We start from the raw sequence: 689 nt of genomic DNA, 5'->3' as shown, positions 1-689 counted from the left end.
CTGGGTAACGATCAATTCTTACTCGTTACCCAGTTCATCGCTTGTTGCGGTGGGCAGTGTACCCACTATCCCCCCCACGACAATCATGCCGCTCTCAAAGGTATGACCAACGGCCACATCAAAGCCGATATCACCGAGACCTGCATCTGAATTTTCAAATCTATCGCCCTTGTAATAGGGTTGGTCAAATATTAAAGGTATATTTGGTCTGATAAATAAGTTGGTTCGCTCTGCAATTGGCACAGGGAGAACAGGTTGAAAGCTCAAGCGATACCCGTTCTGACTGTTCGCTGAATTTAAGTCGCCTTGATAGTTCGTCCAATCCAAGTTAAAGGACATCGAGCCAAGCGTTGTGTTTGGGTTGGCTAGCTCTTTAGCTACCTCCTCTACATCTTGCCCCTCGTCGGCTAACACTACGATGGGAAGAGTGACAGCAAAGAAGAATATCGCGCTTAAACTTCGTAATTTAAGGTTTGGCATTTTTTTTCCCTGACGAAAACGTTGGTACATAAACGTTTAGCTATGAAGGATTATTTTGTCAAAGTTGCCTTTATAGAGAAGGGCAGCTCTGGAGCGGCAAAGTCAATAGCTGTGGGTGAGATGAGCGTAAAAGTGATTGTTTTTGAGTCACTTTCTCTTGTCACGTTAGATTTGTCTTATCAATGAGCAAAGATGAGGATCAGGTAGAT

At 44.1% G+C, this 689-nt stretch carries 1 protein-coding gene; it reads right to left on the bottom strand.

All coding sequences use genetic code 11. From position 1 onward, the window contains the following. Positions 1-18: 18 nt before the first annotated feature. Positions 19-480: a hypothetical protein gene (locus AB4486_RS26340; protein ID WP_372119711.1), complete on the bottom strand. Its 462-nt coding sequence runs from the start codon at positions 478-480 to the stop codon at positions 19-21. Positions 481-689 lie beyond the last annotated feature (209 nt).

Origin of the sequence: Vibrio sp. 10N.222.55.C6 (genome assembly GCF_041473395.1) — a bacterium.
In the GTDB taxonomy this organism is placed as follows: domain Bacteria; phylum Pseudomonadota; class Gammaproteobacteria; order Enterobacterales; family Vibrionaceae; genus Vibrio; species Vibrio crassostreae_C.
Note: the sequence above shows the minus strand (reverse complement) of the source record. Positions and strands in the feature narration are given on the sequence as shown.

What these genes read in the sequence shown, in the direction of transcription:
- AB4486_RS26340 (WP_372119711.1), bottom strand. Translation starts at nt 480, where the DNA reads ATGCCAAACCTTAAATTACGAAGTTTAAGCGCGATATTCTTCTTTGCT.